We start from the raw sequence: 16362 nt of genomic DNA, 5'->3' as shown, positions 1-16362 counted from the left end.
GGGGGATCACCTCGACGGCTGCGCGTCGGCGAAGGCGTCCCAGTCGATCTCCTCCCGCGTCGTGCGGCCGGCCCGGGTGTGGAAGAACAGGTTCAGCAGGACCGCGGTGAGGCTGCCGAGCGTGATCCCGCTGCCCAGGACGGCCCGCACCTCCACGGGCATGCGTGCGAAGAACGGTCCCACGACGGCCGGCAGCATCGCGGCGCCCAGACTGAGCGCCAGGATCAGGGCGTTGCGCTCCTCGCGCAGGTCGACCTTGGCGAGGATCTGGATGCCGACGGTGGCGACCATGCCGAACATCGCGACGGCGGCGCCGCCGAGGACCGGGTGCGGGACGGAGGCGACCACCGCGCCGGCCTTGGGGACCAGGCCCAGCAGGATCATGAGGAAACCGGCGGCGACCACGACGAACCTGCTGGTCACCCGGGAGATGCGGACCAGGCCGATGTTCTCGGCGAAGGCCACGTAGGGGAAGGAGTTGAACACGCCGCCGAGGACGGTGGCCACGCCGTCGGCGCGCAGGGCCCGGCCGACCGTCTCGCCGTCCACCTCGCGGCCGGTGATCTCGCCCATGGCGTACACGTCCCCGGTGGTCTCCACCATGGTGATCACCATGACGACCACCATCGCGAGCATCGGGAAGAGGTGGAACTGCGGTGCGCCGTAGTGGAACGGGGTGCTCACCCCGATCCAGTCGGCCTGCTCCACGGCGCCGAGGTCGGCGTCACCGAGCAGCCAGGCGGCGGCCGTTCCGCCGACGAGGCCGAGCAGGACCGCGACGCTGCGCAGGAAGGGTCCGCCGAAACGGGACAGGAGCAGGATGAGCAGGAGGGTTGCGCCCGCGTAGGCGAAGTGCTCCGGGGCTCCGTAGCCGGGCTTGCCGATCAGGTCGGAGCCGCCGCCCACGTCCTGCAGGGCCACGGGTACGAGCACGATGCCGATGACGGTGAGGAGGGTGCCGGTGACGATCGGGGGGAAGTACTTGGCGAGCCGTCCCACGAACGGGGCGAGCAGGAAGGTGGCGATGCCACCGGTGATCACGGCGCCGTAGACCACCAGCAGGCCGGCGGTTCCGCCGCCCGCGCCCTGGCCGATGGCGATCATCGGGGAGACGGCGGTGAAGGTCGCGCCCTGGACGAGCGGGAGGCGGGCGCCGATCCGCCAGAAGCCCCAGGCCTGGATGATGGTGGCGATGCCGGCCGTGACCAGGTCGGCGTTGATCAGGTAGACGAGTTCCCGGGGGGAGAGTCCGAGGCTGTTGCCCAGGATGATCGGGACGAGGACCGCGCCGGCGTAGAACGCCAGGACGTGCTGGAAGCCGTACAGCGACAGCTGGGAGAACGGGGGGACCACGTCCACGGGATGCCGGTCGGCGGCGGCCGCGGTACGTCGGCGCGAGGCCAGTGGTGCCATCTCTGCCTTGCCTTCGAGGGTAGGTGAATGAGAGGGAACGCGACGCTGGGTCGCGTGGAAGGGAGTTGTGCCTCGGAGGGGGGCGCGTACGGGCGACCGCTCGGATCGGGCGGCTCGCGGGGCGTGGGACGGCACGGGGTTGCCGGTGCTCGTCCGGGCGCGGTGAGGCGGAACGGGGCCGATACTGTCCGAGCCCTCAGGGGTTGCGCAAGTCGTCGGCCGTGTTTTTGTTAGTGAAACCCATAGGTAACTTACGAATCGATGGCCAATGGGCGTCCAGGCTTCGGAATCCGTTGCCGGAGGCGTCTGTGCTCAACTGTCCTCCGGGTGGCGTGACTTCGCCTCCCCGCCGCGGCGGTCCGTGCGCGCCGCGGCCGGGGGTCACGGCTGCGGACGACGGCGGTGCGCGGCCAGGACCGCGGCGAGGGCGAGGAGGAGCAGGGCGGACAGGGCCGGCTTCCAGGGCCGGGCCGCACCGGCCGGCACCGCGGACAGCCGGCCCCGGGGGTCGTAGGCGATGCGGACCTCCGCGCCCCGGGAGAGGGGGGACGGGGCGTCCTTGAGCTCTCCGGGACGGCCTCCGGGGCAGTCCAGCGCGAGGCGGTACACGGTCTTCTCCGCACCTCCCTCGCCGAACGAGGCCTCCGTCTCGGCGTGGACCTCCCGGACCACGCAGGTGGCCGTCTCCGCGCGTGCGGCCGTCCGCTCCGTGGCCGCCACCGTCGACAGCAGCCCCAGCGCGAGGAACAGCGCGCCGAAGAGGCCGCCCGCCCCGCGGACGGACAGCGCGTACGCCGCCGAGGCGCCGAGGACGAGGACCGCGCCGCCGGCCACCGCGACGGCGGGGGACGGGGGCGCGGCGCCGCCGAAGCACCAGCGGGCCCAGGCGTACACGAGCGCCGCGGCGGCCGCGGGCAGCGCCGCCACGGCGGGCCGCCACCCCCGCGGTTCCTCCTCCTGCACGCACACCACCCCCACCCCCGGACGTACGCCGGCCGGCCGGCGGTTGCGCCGGGAGGGCGGTTGCGCCGGGAGGGCAGGGGGGCGGGAGGGCGGGGGCGGCCGCGGGGCGTCAGCCGGCGGGGGCGGGGTCGTTCGGGACGGCCGCGAGCAGGGCGCGGGCCCGGACGCGCAGGAGCTCGTCGTCCTGGACGCCGCGGCCCTCCACCCCCGCACGGAACACGCGCGCGTCCCCCTCGGCGAGCACCGCCAGCCGCTCCCGCTGACCGGGGGTCAGGACGGCCGCGCCCAGGGCTTCGAGGGCCTCGCAGGCCTCCAGCGGGTCGGCTCCCCGCTCGACGGCGTCCAGCACGGCCCCGGCCAGGACGGTCCGGCCCGCCGCGTCGGGCCGGGCGACGGCGACGAGCGCGAGCGCCGCCGCCGGCACCCGTTGGGCGTCGCCGAGCAGCGCTTCCAGACGGGGTGTCAGGGAACCCGCCGCCGGACCCAGGACCGCCGCCGCCCGGACCGCGCGGACCGCGCACCAGTGGCCCCAGGGGCCCTCGGGCGCACGGGCGAGGACCGCGTCGAGGACCGCCACCGCCGTCGCGGCGTCCCCGGCGATGCGCCAGAGGGCTCCGGCGAGCGCGGTGTCGGCCTCCAGGTCGGGGAGGAGTGCGCCGGGGCCGCTCAGGGCCGCGCGCAGCAGCGGGACCAGCGAGGACGCCCGGGAGCCCAGCCCGCCCGCGGCCTGCGCCGCGCGCGCGGCCGCGTGGGCCCCGTCCGAGAGCTGCTGCGCGATGCGTTCCAGCAGCACCCCGTCGTCGCCGGTCAGCTCGTGGAGCGCCGTCGCCACGGACAGCGCCTCGTCCTCCGCGGCGGCCGTCCGCAGCGCCTCGGCCGCCCGGGTGCGCTCCTCCGGTGCGCCGGCGGCCGCGAGGGCGGCCACGACCGGGGCGGTCTGGCGCTGGTGGTGGCGCAGGGCGAGCAGGAGTTCCGGGAGCGCGTCGGCGGCCCGGGCGCCCCAGCCGGTCAGCAGGGCGGCCAGCTGCCAGGCCTCCTTGCCGTCCAGGGAGCGCGGCCGGGCGAACCGGTCGCGGACGGCGTCGAGGAGGTCCGGGTGGAAGGGGAAGGCGGGGACGGGCGGGGCCACCACCCCGACGGCGGCGCCGAGCGCGCGCGGCCGGCGCCCGAGGGACCGGGCGAGGAGCGGCGCGGCCAGGGCCGGGTCGACCCGTACGAGCGCGGCCAGGACCCGGTCCGCGACGTCGTCCTCCTCGTCGGGGCGGCGGCCGGCGACGGCGGCCAGCACCGGCGCCGCCGGTGCGGCGGCGGAGCCCAGGCGGCCCAGGACCGGGGCCACGGCGAGCACGGCCTCCTCGTCGACGGCGGCCGCCGCGAGGGCGGGCACCAGCCGGCCGGCGCTGCGCGAGCGGGTGCACGCCCGGTCGGCCGCCCCCACCGCCTCGGCGCGGACCTCGGCCCGGCCGTCGCCCAGGGCGGTGTCGAGCAGCGCGAACGCGGCCTCGCGGTGGGCCGCCCCGCCCCGGTCCAGCAGTGCCTCCACGGCGTCGGCCAGCGGTTGTCGGCCCGTCAGGTCGCGCCGGCCGGCCACGAGGGGGTCGGCGGGCAGGACCGACAGCAGGGCCGCCTGCTGTTCCTCCGTCCAGGGCAGCCCCGCGTGCAGGCGGACGAGGACCGCCTGCAGGCGCAGCTCCGCCGGATGGCCCGGGTCCAGCACGGAGGCGGCGGTGGCGGCCGCGGCCGGCGCGTCGGTCCGGTCCATCGCGGCCAGCAGCTCCGCGCGTACCCGGGGGTCCGCCTCCACGTCCCAGCGCGCGCGGAGCGCGGGCAGTACGGGCCCGGCCGGGCGGGCCCGCGACACGGCCCACGCGGCGCGGCCGCGCACCTGTGCCTCGGGGGCGTCGAGCAGCGGGAGCAGCAGCGGGAGCCGGCCGGCCACGGCGGCCGCCACCGCGCCCGGCTCCAGTCCGTGCTCGTCCGTGCTCCCGGCCATGCCCGCCAGCAGCGCCAGGACGTCGGCCGTGCGGTGGCCCGCGGCGGCGAGGCGGGCCAGGAAGGGCACGGCCTCCACGCTGGCGGTGAAGACCGTGCCCTGGTGGAGCAGGCTCCCGTACAGCTCGTGCAGGGCCTCGTCCGACCTCTCCTCGTCGGCCCCGGCGAAGTCCCGCAGGAGGGCGGGCAGGTCCTCCGCGCCGCCGTAGGCGTGGGAGGCCTCCGACCAGGGGTGGGAGTCGAGGCCGGCGAGCGCGTGTTCGAGATCCATGGCGGCATGGTGCCAGGCCGCACCGACGAGGGCCCGGCCCGCCCGCCCTCGCGGTCAGGACTTCGCGGTCAGGGCCAGGGGCTGCTCGGCCGTCGGCTGCCCGGCGGCCGGGCGGTCGGCGGCGGGCTGCTCTGCGGCGGGCTGGTCCGCGGGCTGCTCGGCGGCGGAGGGCCGCCGGGAAGCCGGCCGGGCGGCGGGGGCCTGCTCCTCGGCCCACAGGCTGAGGTAGCGCTCGCCGGTGTCGGGCAGCAGGGTGACGATCGACGCGCCGACGTAGTCCGGGTGGGCGGCCAGCCGGGCGGAGGCGTGGGCGACGGCGCCGGAGGAGACCCCGGCGAAGATGCCCTGGCGCCGGGCGAGCTGCCGGGCGGCGGCCAGTGCCTCCTCGTCGGTGACGGTCACCACGCTGTCGATCAGCGAGACGTCGGTGGTGGGCGCCACGAAGCCGCCGTTGAGCCCCGGGATGCGGTGCAGGCCGCCGACGCCCTGGGAGAGCACCGGGGAGTTCTCCGGCTCGACCGCGACGACGCGTATGTCCGGGTTCTGCTCCTTGAGGTACCGGGCGATGCCGGTCAGGGTGCCGCCGGTGCCCACGCCGCAGACCAGGACGTCGACGCGCCCGCCGGTGTCGGCCCAGATCTCCGGGCCGGTGGTCTCGTAGTGGGCCCGTACATTGTCGGCGTTCTCGTGCTGGCACGGGAACCAGGACCCGGGGGTCGCCGCGTGCAGCTCCTGCGCCTTGGCGATGGCGCCGGGGTAGCCCTGCTCGCGCGGGGTCCGCACGACCTCCGCGCCCAGCGCCTTGAGCAGGGCGACCCGCTCGGGGGTGGCGCTGTCGGGGAGCACGATGACGCAGCGGTAGCCGCGGGAGGCGCAGAGGGAGGCCAGGGAGATGCCGGTGTTGCCGGACGTCGCCTCGATGACCGTGCCGCTGCCGGGGGTGAGTTCGCCGCGCTGCTCGGCGGCCCGCAGCATGTACAGGGCGGCGCGGTCCTTGCTGGTGGACATCGGGTTGGCGGCCTCGAGCTTGGCCAGGACCTGAGTACCCGGGGCGGTGTCCTCGAAGTGGAGGCGGATCAGCGGGGTGGATCCGATCAGGTCCTCGATGCTGTCGGCGATGGGGCGCGGCGTACGGCTTTCCACGTGTGGTTCCTCACAAGTCGGGGCGTGCGGCTGCCGGTCGGGGGTGTTCGTACGGTCCGCCCGTACGCCGGTGCAGCCTTCGTGGGGGGAAGGGGACTACCCGAGGCGGGTGGTGGCGCGGAGGGAGCGGAGCGGCGGACGCTCCTACCAGGAGCCGGCCGAGGCCGTCACGGCGTACAGGTCCTCCATGGGCTGCGGCTGCTCGCCGACGGCCTTGATCACGGCGGTGGCGGCGAGTACGCGGGCTCCCGGGGGGACGTCCTTGTTGACGAGGGCCTGGGCGCCGATGACGGCGTGCTCTCCGATGGTGACGGGGCCGAGGACCGTCGCGTTGGTGCCGAGGACGACGTGGTGGCCGACCACGGGGTGGCGGCGTTCGCCGGCGGGCCGCTTGTTGTCGCTCCACCAGCCGACCGCGCCGAGGGTCACCTGGTGGTAGATGGTCACGTCGTCCCCGATCACCGCGGTCTCGCCGATCACGACGGCGGCGCCGTGGTCGATGAACACCCGCCGGCCGAGGACGGCTCCGGGGTGGATCTCCACGGAGGTCTTGCGGCGCGCCTGCCAGGCGATCAGCCCGGCCGTCATGCGCATGCCACGCCGGTGCAGGCGGTGGGCGACGCGGTGCGCCCACAGGGCGGGCAGGGCCGCGTGCAGCAGGGCCTCGCGGCGGTTGCGCATCGAGGGGTCCTGGGCGACGACGACGTCCAGGTCCTCCTTCATGATCGCGAGCAGGCCGGGTTCCTTGTCACGCGCCATCAGACCAGCACCTCCGTCTGCTCCCCGGCGGCGGCGAGGGCCGCGCGGGTCAGGCCCTCCAGGCGGGCCACGAGCTCGGGGTCCGTGAAGCGGCCCCCCTCGGCGGCCACCCCGGCGGCGCGGGTGACTCCGACCGGCTCGTGCTCGACGACCCGCGCGCCGCAGCGGGCGAGCAGGGTGACCAGCCCGGCCTGCGCCTCGAGGCCTCCGCCCGGTCCGGGGGAGGCGCTGGCCACGGCCGCCACCCGGCCGGTCAGCGGGCTCGGGGTCGCGCCGTCCGCCCGGGACAGCCAGTCGAGCGCGTTCTTCAGCGCGCCGGGCATGGCGCCGTTGTAGGAAGGGGTGCTGATGAACAGCAGGTCGGCTCCGGCGACCAGGTCCTTGGCCGCGCGCACCGCCGCCGAGCCGTCGGCGCGCTCCAGGCCCGCCTCGTAATAGGGCAGTTCCGCGACGGCGAGGTACACCGTCTCGTGCGCACCGGGGAGGCCCGCGAGCACGTGCCGCACGGTCTCCAGGACGGTGGTGTTCAGCGAGTCCCGCCGGGTACTGCCCGACATCAGAACGATCTTCATTAGGGGAACTCCTTTGGTTCTCGGCCTCCCGGTCGGCAGGCTTCGTGCGCGCTCGGGACGGGTGGTCCCGGCAGAGGACCGCCGCACCCGCGTCGGAGCGGCGATGGAGTGCGTACGCCATCCGCCCCGCGTCTCCGTCGTTACGGTGCCAGCGCCGGCCGCAGCCGGACTCGACCCCGACTCGCGCCGCACCGGAGGCCCGCTACAGGACCGGCCCGGAGGGCTTGCGCAAACGCCCGGGGTCCGAGCGGCGGTCCGGGCACCGGGCTGGGGCGGGCACTCCCACGTCCTGGACCGCACGCTGCAGCCCGCGCGCCCGGCCTCGCGTACCGGCCCTGCCCCGTGTGGGCGCACCCCGTGTGGGCGCACCCCGCGCAGCCGCGCCTGACCTGTCCGGGGCGGGGGGCGGGGTTACCGTCGGCGGCATGGACGGTGACCGCCGCAGATGGCGCCAGTGCTTGCTCGCCGGGGCGGTGTTCGCCGTGTGCATGACCGGCACCACGCTGCCCACCCCGCTCTACGGCATGTACCAGGAGAAGTTCTCCTTCTCCGAGCTGACGGTGACGGTCGTCTACGCGGTCTACGCCTTCGCGGTCATCGGGGTCCTGCTGCTGGCGGGCGACGCCTCGGACACGGTCGGCAGGCGGCCGGTGCTGTTGGCCGGCCTGGGGTGTGCGGCGGGGAGCGCCGTCTGCTTCCTGTCGGCCACCGGCCTGCCCTGGCTGTACGCGGGCCGGCTGCTGTCGGGGCTCTCCGCCGGGCTGTTCACCGGCGCCGCCACGGCCTACGTCCTCGAACTCGCCCCCGAGCGGGGGAAGGGCCGGGCCACCTTCGTCGCGACGGCCGCCAACATGGGCGGCCTCGGCTGCGGTCCGCTGCTCGCGGGGCTGCTCGCGCAGTACGCCCCCTGGCCCCTGTACCTGCCGTTCGCCGTGCACCTGGTCCTGGTGGCCGGGTCGGCCGTCGTGGTGCTGGGGCTGCCGGAGACCGTGCGGGAGCGGGGCCCGCTGCGCGCCGTACGGCCGCAGCGTCCCGGCCTGCCCGCCCGGGTGCGCCCGGTGTTCGCGCCGGCGGCGATCGCCTCCTTCGTGGGCTTCGCGCTCTTCGGGGTGTTCACCTCGGTCAGTCCGGCGTTCCTGGCGCAGTCGCTGGACGTGCACAGCCACGCCGTGGGCGGGCTGGTCGTCGCGCTGGCCTTCTTCTCCTCCACCGCCGGACAGCTGGCCGTCGGCCGCGTCGGGGTGGGGCGCTCGCTGCCGCTGGGCTGCGCGGGGCTGCTGGGCGGGCTGGCGCTGCTCGCGGGCGCGCTGCGCTGGGATCTGCTGGTCCTGGTGGCGCTGAGCGCGCTGGTCGGCGGCTGCGGGCAGGGGCTGGCCTTCCGCGGGGCGCTGTCCGCGGTGGCCGGGGCCTCTCCGGAGGACCGGCGCGCCGCGGTGATCTCGGCGCTGTTCGTGGTGGCGTACTGCGGCATCTCGGTGCCGGTGATCGGTGTGGGGCTGCTGGTGGGACCGCTCGGACTGGAGGGTGCGGGGCTGGTGTTCATCGCGTGCATGGCCGTCCTGGTCACCGCCGCAGGCGCCTACCTGCTCCGGCGACCGGTGCGGACGGGGGGCTGAGGGACGTGCCGGGGCGGGGACGGGCGCCCCGTCAGCCGGGGGGGGGGACGGCTGCCCCGTCAGCCGTCGGCGCCCGGGCCGGGTTCCCCGCCGTCCGTCCGGTGCCTGCCGCCGTCCTCGGAGCCCGCCGTCCCGGAGCCCGCAGTCCCGGGGCCCGGCGCCGCCTCGGGGCCCGGTGCCTCGACGGCCGCCGGGTCGAGCACGCGGTTGAGGAAGTCACGGGTCCGCTCCTGGGTCGGCCGGGTCACCACCTGTTCCGCCGCCCCCTGTTCCACGATGACCCCGCCGTCCATGAAGACGACCCGGTCGGCGACCTCGCGCGCGAAGCTCATCTCGTGGGTGACGACCATCATCGTCATCCCCTCCCCCGCGAGCACCCGCATCACCGACAGCACCTCGCCGACGAGTTCCGGGTCGAGCGCCGAGGTGGGCTCGTCGAAGAGCATCACCTCCGGCCCCATCGACAGGGCCCGGGCGATCGCCACGCGCTGCTGCTGCCCGCCGGAGAGCTGGGCCGGGAAGGCGTCCGCCTTCCCGGCGAGGCCGACGCGCTCCAGGTTCTCGCGGGCGACGGCGGCCGCCTCGGCCTTGCGCCGGCCCAGGACCCTGCGCTGCGGGAGGGTGAGGTTCCCGGTGACGCTCACGTGCGGGAAGAGGTTGAACTGCTGGAAGACCATGCCGATGCGGCGGCGCGCGGCGTCGATGTCGACATCGGGGTCGGTGAGCTCGGTCCCGCCGACGAAGACCTGGCCCCGGCTCGGCTCCTCCAGCAGGTTCACGCAGCGCAGCAGGGTGGACTTGCCCGAGCCCGACGGCCCGATGACGCACACCACCTCGCCGCGGGCGACGTCGAGGTCGATGCCGCGCAGGACGTGGTTGTCGCCGAAGGACTTGTGCAGCCCCCGGATCTCGATCTCCGCGCGGTCCGCGCCCAAGGTGTCCGCCGCCGTTCCGTTCGTCCGTGACATCGGGTCCCCCTCCTCCTCACGTGGCCTTGTCCGCGCGGGCCTCCAGGCGGCGCACCACGAAGCTCAGCGGCACCGTCACCAGGAGGTAGCACAGGCCCGCGACCAGGATCGGGGTGGAGTTCGCGGTCTCGCTGGCCAGGTCCCGGCCGTACTTGGTCAGTTCCCGCTCCTCCAGGGTGACGCCCAGGAACAGCACCAGCGAGGAGTCCTTGAACAGCAGGACGAGCTCGTTGGTGAGCGGCGGGATGACGATGCGGAAGGCCTGCGGGATGATCACGGACACCATGGCGCGGCCGTGGGAGAAGCCGAGCGAGCGGGCCGCCTCCATCTGCCCCTTGGGGACGGCCTGGATGCCGGCCCGAATCGTTTCCGCCATGTAGGCGGCCGCGACCAGGCCGAGGCCCAGCGCGACCTTCCCGTACGTCCCGCCGGGGATCTCGGTGCCCGGGAAGGCCAGGGGCACCGCGACCCCGACGAAGATGAAGATGAGCAGGGCGGGCAGGCCGCGGAAGAGCTCGATGTAGACGCCGGCGACCCAGCGGTAGGGGGCCACCGACGACAGCCTCATCATGGCCACGACCAGCCCGAGCACCAGGCCGAAGGCGAACCCGGAGAAGGTGTACACCACCGTGTTGCGCAGAGCGATGGTGAGGATGTCCGGGAAGAGCCGCAGGACCAGGTCCTTCTGCGCGAACTGGTTGCGCAGCCGGTCCCAGTCGGCCTGGACGGCCACCACGACCAGCACCGCCACGAACACCGCGTACTGGGTGCCCTGCCAGACCCGGCGCCGCTGGCGCCGGGTCAGCCGGGAGGTCACGACGCCGACTGGGGCATCGGGCCGATCCACTGCTCGTAGATCTTCTTGTAGGTTCCGTCGGCCTTGGCGGTGGTGACGGCCTTGTCGATCGCGGCGAGCAGGGCGGCGTTGCCCTTCTTCACGGAGAACCCGTACTGCTCCCCGGTGTCGATGTTCTGTCCGAGGACGAACTCGGAGGTGTTGGCCTTGTCCTTGAGCCAGCCCTGGACGACCGGGTAGTCGATGACGACGGCGTCGACCTGGCCGGTGCGCAGGCCGTTGAGGACCGCGTCCGAGCTCTCGAAGGCGACGGGGTTGAAGCCCTGGCTCTTGGCGTAGCTCTCGCCGGTGGTCCCGGCCTGGGCGCCGAGCTTGGCCGACTTCGCCTTGACGTCGGCGAGGGTGGTGATGCCGCTCTTCTTGGTCGCCAGCAGCGCCTGGGTGGCGTCGAAGTAGGGGACGGAGAAGTCGACGTTCTTCTTGCGCTCGTCGGTGATGGTCATGCCGGCCGCGGCGAGGTCGCACTGGCCCGAGTTCAGGAAGGCCCCGGTCTTGAAGTTCTCGAACGGGGTGTCGAGGATCTTCTGCTCGACCTTGAGGTCCTTGGCGACGAGGTCGATCAGGGCCACGTCGAAGCCGACGACCTTGCCGTTCTGCTCGAACTGGAAGGGCGGGTAGGGAAGATGGGTGCAGGTGGTGAGCTTGCCCTTCTCGACGACGGGCACGCCGCCGGCCGCCTCCCCCGGTCCGCTCTCGCCGGATGAGGAGCAGCCGGAGACGAGGAACACGCCCGCCGCCGCGGCGGCGCAGGCCGCCCCCCGGAGGCCTGCGCGGCCGCCTCGGCCGGGGCGGCTGCTGGTGCGCTGACTGCGGTGTCCTTCGGCCGTGCGGAACACGGTTGACCTCCACGGGTGCAGGGCGGGCGGCGGTCGCGGGACGGGACCGTCCGTTCGAGATCGTAAGCCCCGGCGGTACGCGGCGGCGGGTGATTCGCCATGCGGCGGGTCCGGGGACGGGACGGCGGTCCGGTCCCCGGCGGCGGCGTCAGCGCGCGGGCCGGTGGGGCTTCCCCGCGGGCGCCGGGGCGGGCGGGAGGCCGGGCTCCCCGAGGGCCTCGGCGTCCTCCAGGCCCTCCAGCCCGGGGAAGCGGTAGGGGTCGAGTGCCCAGCGGGGCGTGCGGGACGACAGTGCGTACGTCGGTGCGGTGTCCATCGAACCTCCCGAAAGTAGTTACTGGCCGTGATGAGTTACTACTCTGCGCATCCGGTTGCGGGTGGCTGCGACTCCCACCCGAACGCCCCCCAAGACATTTCTTCACATCACGTACACATCGGCCCTACACATCGGGGCCTGCGCGTCCTGCCCACGCATCGGCCCTCAGGACAGGAGCGCGGAGACCGGCGACACCGGATCCCAATGGGGGTCGCGGCCCGCCAGCCGGGCGACGGCCCGGTCCCAGGCGGCCGGATCGGCGGCCAGGCGGCTCCCGACGAGGGCGCCGAGTCCGTCCAGGGCGGCCGCGGCCTGCGGCGGGGCGTCCGGTCGTCGGGCGCCCGTGTTCAGGTAGGCGAGGATCCGCGCGGCCGGCGCCGCCGTGTACAGCAGGTCGTCCCCGGTCAGGCCGCCCGAGGCCAGCAGGCCGTCGAGCTGGGTGGCGGGCGGGCAGTGGTGGAGGCCGGCCACTCCGTACCGGGCACGGGCCCGGGTGACCTCGGGCCCGTCGGGCAGACCGTCCGGGCCGGGCTCGGGCAGCAGCGCGGCGTACCGCAGCCGCAGGCCCGCCGGGGCGCCGCGGAGGTTGACCAGGTGGCCCCAGTGGGGGATCGGCTCCTCCTCGTGCGCCTCGGCCAGCGCCTCCCAGTCCACCGCCCCGGGTATCGACAGGACCGTGGCCGTGGTCTTCCAGTGCCCGGTGCTCCGGCGCAGCCGGGTGAGGAGCTTGGCGTGGGCCAGTTCCCGGGCGAGGCGGGTCCGGATCACGGCGGCCGGGTCGGCCGATCCCAGCGCCTTGACGCAGAGCGCGGTGGCCGCCCGGCCGAGCCGGTCCCCGCCGGCGAGTGCGGTGAGGCGGGCGGCTCCGCCGTGTTCGAGCAGGTGGAGGCAGCCCACCGCCTGCTCGGTGAAGCCCAGTTCGGCGCCGTGGCGGGCGAAGACCTCCTCGATCAGGGCGGGTTCGCGCGAGCGCAGCCAGAGGGCGCCCCCGGGCAGCGGGGCGGACGGGTCCGCCAGCAGCTCGGCCGACAGCCGGGCGGCGGTGCGGTCGTGGGGGCGGGTGACGATGCGGCCGGCCAGGTGGGAGGTGGTGCCGTTGCGCAGCAGGGTGAGGTCCACATCGGGATCGTCGAGGTCGACCAGCAGTTCCCTGGCGCCGTCGGTGAGCCGCCGCGCCTGGGAGGCGAGGACGCGCAGGGCCTCGGGGTCGCGTCCCGCGAGCAGCCGGCCGAGCAGGACGCGCGGGGTCCGGTCGTGGCGCAGCAGGTACGCCGCGAGCAGCCAGGGCCCGTCCGGCCCGAGGCGGGGCAGTACCGCGTCGACGACCTCGGGGTCGGCCAGGCACAGCAGCGTGCCCACGGGCCAGGCCCAGCGCCTGTTGCCGCTCCGCAGCAGCCGCAGCGCCTCGTCCGGCGTACTCGGCGGGCCGCTCGACGCACCCCACAGGGGAGGGTCGCAGGGCAGGGGTCCGGCGGGCGGCGCGTCGGCGCAACGGGACCGTTCGAGGAGTTCCGCCCAGCTGGGGCCGCCCTCGGCGGTGTGCCGGTCCAGGCCGGCGGCCTGCCCGGCCGCGTGCGCCAGCCGGAGCCAGCGGTCGGGGTCGGTGCCCAGTTCGGTGCGCAGCCGGCGGGCGAGGGCCGTCCGCCAGGCCGAGGCGAAGGCCAGGCGGCGCCAGTCGTGGGGTTCCAGCAGCATGCCGCGCGCCGGGAGCAGGCCGAGCAGTGCGTCGGCGGGGAGCAGCCCGTGGGTGTAGGCCTCTTCGGTGAGCCGGGCGCTGCTGCCCCAGCTGCGGGGGCGCTCCGCGCGGATCTCCTCGGGGGTGGGGGCGGTGTGCCAGGCGCCGTGGGGCGGTGCGATCGCGGTGTCCGCGCAGGCCCGGGCGAGCCATCCGGGGGTGGCGAGGCCGGGGGCGTCCTCCTGGCGGTGGTGGGCGAGGAAGGCCAGGGTGCCGGGGTCCGCGGGAAGCGGGGTGCCGGCGGGGGCGAGGGAGTACAGCAGGTCGAGGGCGGCGAGGGCGGCCCGCTCGTGGTGGGTGCGCGGGGACCCCGGGGGCTGGTCGGCCCGGTCGGCGGGTCCGTGCGCCGCCGGGGTTTGCGGCGGCTGCGGCTCCTGCTGCTCCCGGGGCCCGTCCGGTGCCGCCCGGCCGGCCAGGGCGATCAGTTCGCCCAGGGTGCCCCGGTGTCCGGGCAGGCCGGCGTCCAGTGCGGCCCATGCCTCGGGGCGGTCGCCGAGGTGGGTGCCGGTGAGGGTGCGCAGTTCGTCCAGGGCGGTGTCGGTGAGCAGGTTCCGCTCGGTCAGCCGGGCCAGGGCGGCCGCCGCGTGTTCGGCGGGGCGTGCGGTGCGGACCAGTTCGACGGGGTCCAGCAGTCCCGCCGCGGCCATGCCCTCCGCCCACGCCGCCGCCGAGTCGTCGAGCGCCTCCCGGGCCAGGCGCCGTTCGGGCGGCTCCGAGTTGCCGACGCGCCGGCCCCCGACGCGCCAGGGCTCGTTGAGGACGCCGAGCCGGAACACCAGGCGCTGGGCGTCGTCCGCCGCCTCGTGCCGGGCGAGTTCCTCGCAGGCCTTGGGCATGAACGGGGTCGTGGCGTGTGCCTCGGCGAGGGCCCGCATGTCGTGGGCGTACGGCTCGGACAGCAGGGCGGCGAGGGAGCTCGTGCCCCGGGTGGCGGCCAGCAGCCCGGGCAGCCGGGCGGGGTCCCCGTAGGGTTCGCCGCCCTCGCGCAGGCCCCGCAGGCCGTTGCCCGAGCCGTCCTCCGCGGCCAGGGCCGCGAAGACGGCGTCGAGGACGGGGGTGGTCAGGTGGCGCAGGACGTCCGGGCCGTCGAGCAGGGCGGCGAGCGCCTCCCGTCCGGCGGCCTCCCATACGCGGACGAGTGCGTACCGCTGGGCGACGCCGCGGACCTGCTGGGTCCTCAGCGCGCGCAGCGTGAGCTCCGGGTCCCCGGAGGCGAGCAGGGGGGTGAGCCAGGTGCCCGGGGGCAGCCGGGCGGGGTCGGTCAGTTCCGCGCGCAGGCCCTCGTCCATCGGGAGCTGCGCGAGCCGCCCGGCGACGGTGCGGCGCAGGGACATGGTGCAGCGCGGGTTGCGGTACACGGCGGCCGCGACGGCGGCGTCCCCGACGGCGAGCAGCCGGGCCAGTACCCGGGCGTCGAGCCGGGGGTGCCCGGCGAGGACCGCCCGGGCGGCCGGGTCGCCGTGTTCCGTGACGGCGGTGACGAGCACCGGGCCGGGGAGCGGGCCGCCCCCGAGCAGCGCGTCGCGGGTGCGGGCGGGCAGGACGGCCAGCGCGGCCGCGGCCCACTCGGGCCGGGCGTGCTCCAGCAGCAGGGCCAGGGTGGTGTGGACGCTGCGGGGCACGGGCCGGCGGACCTCGCCGGGGGCGGCGGGCGGTGCGGGCGGCGGTACGTCGGCCAGCAGCCCGGGCAGCGTGCCGCGGTGGCCGGCGAGCGCGTCGTGCACGCCGAGCCACCGGTCGGTGCGGTCCGCGAGCAGGTCGGCCACCCACCCGCGAAGCCGTCGCGCGGTGTCGCCGTCCACCCCGCCGGCGGCCGCGACGCCCGCGGCCACGGTGCGGGCGGGGCGGGCCTCCTCGACCACCCGGAGGGCGGCGCCGGGCGCGGCTCCGTCCGCTGCGGGGCGGGGCGATGCCAGGGCGGCACGCACCGCCCGGGAGACCGGACTGCTCTGCGAGTTGCTCATGGCGCCATGCTAGGGAGCGGGTCCGACAACGCCCCTCCCCCGGTCCGCGTCCGTCCCGGTGCGGGGTCAGCGGCGCTGGGGACAGCGCTTCCAGGAGAAGTGGTACGTGGTGTTGATGCTGCCGTCGGTGGAGTCCATCGAGATGAAGCTGGTGGCGGCCGGGCTGGAGGTGCCGGCCTGGGCGAGCAGTTCGGTGTTGATGTTCAGGTTTCGCTGCGCCCCGCAGGGGTGGAAGACGAGGGCCTCGACGGGGACGGCGTCGGTGGCCTGCCAGTTGTTCTGGAACGGGCCGCGCAGGGTGTGGCTGCGGCTGACGGTCTGGGACATGCCCTGGAAGTAGTAGCTGGCCTTCTCGGTGGCGGTGGCGCCCGTCTCGACGCTGGCGAAGCCGCGGTAGTCGGCCTGGGCGATGGCGTAGGTGTAGCCCTGCGGGACGTTGAGGCTGAGTCCGAGCTGGCAGTTCTTGCGGAAGTCGGTCGGACTGGAGCCGGGGCCCACCTTGGCCATGTAGTCGCTGTACGTCACGGTGAAGGCCGTGTTGTCCGGGGCGACGGCCACGGCGGCGGTGCCGGGGCGGCAGCCCGAGCCGTTGACCTGGACCACGTCGATGGTGATCTGCTCCGGGGGTACGAAGGACGGACCGCCGGTGGCGGCTCCCGCCGGGGGCGTGAGAGCGGCGGCGGCGAGCGCGGCGGCCGCGCCGGCGGTGAACACCGTTCTGAACATGGGGAGTCCTTCCGATCGCTGCGGTGCGTGATCGGCTCGAACGTTCCACACTCCCCGGGCCCGTCGGCGCAGGCGCGGCAGGCTCCGTCACCGGAGCGGCGCCGGGGCCACCCGCCCGGGGGAATCGTGCGACCGACGGACCGGTGCACGGGTACGCGCCACCGGTCCCGGGCGTTTTGGCGCACAAACGGCGGCCCGCGCGGCCCCGCCGGGGCAGACTGGGCGGGCCAGC

General features: G+C 75.7%; 13 protein-coding genes. 1 reads left to right on the top strand and 12 read right to left on the bottom strand.

Translation table 11 applies throughout. The features are described from left to right. Window positions 1-6: 6 nt before the first annotated feature. The 6 genes from ACIRBY_RS02495 to ACIRBY_RS02470 form a co-directional block, all read right to left on the bottom strand. Window positions 7-1413, bottom strand: a complete 1407-nt coding sequence (locus ACIRBY_RS02495) for a nucleobase:cation symporter-2 family protein (RefSeq protein WP_403894887.1) — start codon at window positions 1411-1413, stop codon at window positions 7-9. Window positions 1414-1794: 381 nt separating this feature from the next. Beyond that, window positions 1795-2376 carry a hypothetical protein gene (locus ACIRBY_RS02490; protein WP_403894884.1) on the bottom strand — a complete coding sequence of 194 codons (582 nt, stop codon included), beginning with the start codon at window positions 2374-2376 and terminating at the stop codon, window positions 1795-1797. A 109-nt stretch (window positions 2377-2485) separates the two neighbouring features. After that, on the bottom strand, window positions 2486-4639 hold the full coding sequence (locus ACIRBY_RS02485) for a hypothetical protein (protein WP_403894881.1): 2154 nt from the start codon (window positions 4637-4639) through the stop codon (window positions 2486-2488). A gap of 54 nt (window positions 4640-4693) precedes the next feature. Then, on the bottom strand, window positions 4694-5782 hold the full coding sequence (locus tag ACIRBY_RS02480; RefSeq protein WP_403894878.1) for a cysteine synthase: 1089 nt from the start codon (window positions 5780-5782) through the stop codon (window positions 4694-4696). A 144-nt stretch (window positions 5783-5926) separates the two neighbouring features. Beyond that, window positions 5927-6541 carry a serine O-acetyltransferase EpsC gene (gene epsC, locus ACIRBY_RS02475; RefSeq protein ID WP_390691413.1) on the bottom strand — a complete coding sequence of 205 codons (615 nt, stop codon included), beginning with the start codon at window positions 6539-6541 and terminating at the stop codon, window positions 5927-5929. Next, window positions 6541-7113, bottom strand: coding sequence for an NADPH-dependent FMN reductase (locus ACIRBY_RS02470; protein ID WP_403894874.1), 573 nt, complete (start codon window positions 7111-7113; stop codon window positions 6541-6543). The genes epsC and ACIRBY_RS02470 overlap by 1 nt, the downstream gene beginning before the upstream one ends. 425 nt (window positions 7114-7538) lie before the next feature. Between ACIRBY_RS02470 and ACIRBY_RS02465 the strand changes: the two genes are divergently transcribed. Next, window positions 7539-8729 (top strand): MFS transporter, encoded by a 1191-nt coding sequence (locus ACIRBY_RS02465; RefSeq protein ID WP_403894871.1) that lies wholly within the window; start codon window positions 7539-7541, stop codon window positions 8727-8729. Window positions 8730-8788: 59 nt separating this feature from the next. Here the strand turns inward: ACIRBY_RS02465 and ACIRBY_RS02460 are convergent, their stop codons facing one another. The 6 genes from ACIRBY_RS02460 to ACIRBY_RS02435 all read right to left on the bottom strand — a co-directional run bounded on the left by ACIRBY_RS02460 (window position 8789) and on the right by ACIRBY_RS02435 (window position 16130). Continuing rightward, complete coding sequence (locus ACIRBY_RS02460) at window positions 8789-9697, bottom strand: amino acid ABC transporter ATP-binding protein (protein ID WP_403894868.1); 909 nt, start codon at window positions 9695-9697, stop codon at window positions 8789-8791. 16 nt (window positions 9698-9713) lie between these two features. Then, window positions 9714-10544 (bottom strand): amino acid ABC transporter permease, encoded by an 831-nt coding sequence (locus ACIRBY_RS02455; protein ID WP_403894866.1) that lies wholly within the window; start codon window positions 10542-10544, stop codon window positions 9714-9716. After that, window positions 10511-11281, bottom strand: a complete 771-nt coding sequence (locus ACIRBY_RS02450; protein WP_403895266.1) for an ABC transporter substrate-binding protein — start codon at window positions 11279-11281, stop codon at window positions 10511-10513. Before ACIRBY_RS02450 ends, ACIRBY_RS02455 begins: the two co-directional genes overlap by 34 nt. Window positions 11282-11537: 256 nt before the next feature. Continuing rightward, window positions 11538-11705, bottom strand: a complete 168-nt coding sequence (locus ACIRBY_RS02445; RefSeq protein WP_403894863.1) for a hypothetical protein — start codon at window positions 11703-11705, stop codon at window positions 11538-11540. Between the two features lie 165 nt (window positions 11706-11870). Beyond that, entirely contained in the window at window positions 11871-15404 is a 3534-nt protein-coding gene (locus tag ACIRBY_RS02440) for a hypothetical protein (RefSeq protein WP_403894860.1), read from the bottom strand. Between the two features lie 66 nt (window positions 15405-15470). Continuing rightward, window positions 15471-16130, bottom strand: coding sequence for a DUF4360 domain-containing protein (locus tag ACIRBY_RS02435; RefSeq protein WP_403894857.1), 660 nt, complete (start codon window positions 16128-16130; stop codon window positions 15471-15473). Between the last annotated feature and the right edge of the window lie 232 nt (window positions 16131-16362).

Source organism: Streptomyces sp. NPDC096136 (genome assembly GCF_044763325.1).
GTDB lineage: Bacteria > Actinomycetota > Actinomycetes > Streptomycetales > Streptomycetaceae > Streptomyces.
The sequence above is the reverse complement of the archived record's forward strand: the minus strand, read 5'-3'. Positions and strand labels throughout refer to the sequence as shown.

Bases quoted from the DNA above. Each gene is read 5' to 3' on its own strand.
- ACIRBY_RS02470 (WP_403894874.1), bottom strand. From the start codon at position 7,113: ATGAAGATCGTTCTGATGTCGGGCAGTACCCGGCGGGACTCGCTGAAC.
- ACIRBY_RS02440 (WP_403894860.1), bottom strand. From the start codon at position 15,404: ATGAGCAACTCGCAGAGCAGTCCGGTCTCCCGGGCGGTGCGTGCCGCC.
- epsC (WP_390691413.1), bottom strand. From the start codon at position 6,541: ATGGCGCGTGACAAGGAACCCGGCCTGCTCGCGATCATGAAGGAGGAC.
- ACIRBY_RS02485 (WP_403894881.1), bottom strand. From the start codon at position 4,639: ATGGATCTCGAACACGCGCTCGCCGGCCTCGACTCCCACCCCTGGTCG.
- ACIRBY_RS02460 (WP_403894868.1), bottom strand. From the start codon at position 9,697: ATGTCACGGACGAACGGAACGGCGGCGGACACCTTGGGCGCGGACCGC.
- ACIRBY_RS02435 (WP_403894857.1), bottom strand. From the start codon at position 16,130: ATGTTCAGAACGGTGTTCACCGCCGGCGCGGCCGCCGCGCTCGCCGCC.
- ACIRBY_RS02465 (WP_403894871.1), top strand. From the start codon at position 7,539: ATGGACGGTGACCGCCGCAGATGGCGCCAGTGCTTGCTCGCCGGGGCG.
- ACIRBY_RS02495 (WP_403894887.1), bottom strand. From the start codon at position 1,413: ATGGCACCACTGGCCTCGCGCCGACGTACCGCGGCCGCCGCCGACCGG.
- ACIRBY_RS02445 (WP_403894863.1), bottom strand. From the start codon at position 11,705: ATGGACACCGCACCGACGTACGCACTGTCGTCCCGCACGCCCCGCTGG.